Source organism: Actinomycetota bacterium (assembly GCA_036280995.1).
Classification (GTDB): domain Bacteria; phylum Actinomycetota; class CALGFH01; order CALGFH01; family CALGFH01; genus CALGFH01.
The window spans coordinates 1-2,122 of sequence record DASUPQ010000946.1 but is presented as its reverse complement, the minus strand read 5'-3'; the positions used below and the strand labels follow the sequence as shown (position 1 = coordinate 2,122).

General features: G+C 72.4%; 3 protein-coding genes. 1 reads left to right on the top strand and 2 read right to left on the bottom strand.

Going from position 1 to position 2,122, the window contains the following annotated elements; genetic code table 11:
- Nucleotides 1-204 (top strand): glycoside hydrolase family 15 protein (locus VF468_31390; GenBank protein HEX5882791.1); only part of this gene is annotated, 204 nt, incomplete at its 5' end.
- A 38-nt stretch (nt 205-242) separates the two neighbouring features.
- Here the strand turns inward: VF468_31390 and VF468_31385 are convergent.
- Both VF468_31385 and VF468_31380 read right to left on the bottom strand, forming a co-directional pair.
- Nucleotides 243-1,553: a hypothetical protein gene (locus tag VF468_31385; GenBank protein ID HEX5882790.1), complete on the bottom strand. Its 1,311-nt coding sequence runs from the start codon at nt 1,551-1,553 to the stop codon at nt 243-245.
- 234 nt (nt 1,554-1,787) lie between these two features.
- Nucleotides 1,788-2,122: Hsp20/alpha crystallin family protein (locus tag VF468_31380; protein ID HEX5882789.1), on the bottom strand; the 335-nt coding region annotated here is incomplete at its 5' end.

Below are 2,122 nucleotides of genomic sequence, written 5' to 3'. Positions count from 1 at the left end.
CTGTCGCCTCACACCACTCACGGCGGCACCCTGAGCCTCCGCGGCCGTCCTCTGGGGCTGCTGCCCGAACAGATCGACCCGTCCACCGGGGCGTTCCTCGGCAACTACCCGCAGGCCTTCAGCCACGTCGGCCCCATCTCCAGCGGGGTCAACCTGGCCCGGACATGCCGCCAGACTGCACGGCTCACCATTGATAAGAGGTGAGAGATGGTGGCTGACGAGAGCGCGCTGCCAGTCCGGCATCACCGCAGCTGTAACGCCGAGCCGGCCGCCGTTGGCCGCCCATCCGCACGGGATGTGCCCCTCATGCGCTGGTTCGAGGCGGCAGAGTCGGAAGGTCGCAGCCACAGCGACGACTGGGTTGGCTGCATCGTCTCCTCGGTCACCGCCAACAGCTCGGCGGTCAGGCTGTCGAGGTCGACATGCTGGCGCAGCCGGGCGCTGAACGCCGCGACGGTGTGCGCGGCGTCGTAGTGGCGCCGGTTGAAGCGCCGATCGACCGCCTGCTGGATGCGGCGGCGGGCCGGCTGGAACACCGCCGCCACCGCCAGGGTCGCCCCGGCCACGCCCAGGCTGGAACCCTGGGGCAGGAGCCGACCCAGCCCAAGCACCACCCCGGCATAGGCGGACCCCAGGAGCACGGTGAGCAGGCCATTGGCGATCGTGCGGCTGATGATGCGGTCCAGGTCGTACAGCCGGTAGCGCAGGATCGCCGCGCCGGTGGCCAGCGGCAGCAGCGCCGCGCAGACCCCCAGCGCCAGGTCGAGCACGGTGAAATCCTCTTCGATCAGCAAGGCGGCCAAGGCGACCAACAACGCCGCCGCTGCCAGCACCGCCCCCCAGGCCAGCCAGCGCAGCTGCAGCCGCTCGACGCCATGGGCGCGGCGGAAGCGCCCCACCAGCGACACAGCCCCCACAACCAGGGAGGCGAGCACCGCTACGCCGGCCGCCGGTTGGGTGACCTCCAGCAGCCCGCGAGGGATGGCCGGCACGGCGAGCGGGTTCCCGATGGCCGGGTACTCCGGGTACAGCGGTGTCGGGTGGACCACCGACGCCAGCAGCCACACGAGGGCCGCGGCCGCGGCGGTCCTGGCCCACCAGCGCCAGCGCGGCGAGGGTAGCCTGCCGGTGGGGGTGAGCAACAGCACAAAGCCGGCGCAGGCGATCCAGCTCAGCACGACACCGTTGTTGAACCCGGCCAGGTAGCCGGCGGCCGGCAGCGCTCCCGGCCGCGCCACCAGCCCGTAGCGGGTGTAGTCGTAGGTGAGGGCATGGGCGCTGATCGACAGCCCAAACGCCAGTAGCAGCCAGCCCACCGGATGGCGCGGCCGGCGGGCGGCCAGCACCGCTCCGACCGTGGCCGCGCTCACCGCCGCCACCATCTGGGAGATGCTGCTGGGCGGCGGCGAGACCAGCTCGGGCAGGTCGGCCTGGCGCAGCAGCCGGTCCAGCCAGGCGGCCGCGGCCAGACCGAGCAGGGTCAGCCCCCACAGCGCCCACGCCAGCACGGCCGACCGCCGGCGCGGCCCGGCAGGCCGGCTCGTGGGGCTCACCGCCATCCCCTCGCTCACACAGCTCGCCTCCGTGCCACCACGTTCCCAGGATCGCGGAGCACCTGTCAGAGTGGCCGGCCTGCGTCTCGGGACCGTTACGGACAGCGCCCTGCAGCACCATCACACTGTGTGCGACTGGTCACTCCCCCACCGTGACCCGGATACTCCCTGCCGATCCGCCTTCATGGGCCGCCCAGTTGAGGCGTCGCAGCTATCACGGACATCCCGGCATGGCTAGTCTGGCTGCTGTCGGCGGGCCATCTCGAGGGGCGTGGGCTGCACCGCCACCCCGCTGGGTGCTGTCGGGGCGAGCTTGGGCACGACGACGGTGAGGACGCCGTCCTCGACGCTGGCATGGACCATCTCTGCGGTGGCCGCCGTGGGCAGTGCGACCGCCCGGCGGAACGAGCCGGCGTGGCGCTCCAGCCGGTGGAACCGCTCCCCGTCCGGGCCGGCGGTGAGGTAGCGGGCACCGCTGACCACCAGCAGCCCCCCGGCGAAGGCGACCTCAAGATCGCCTGTGTTGATCCCGGGGACGTCGACCCGTACCAGGAACGAGCGCCAGGACT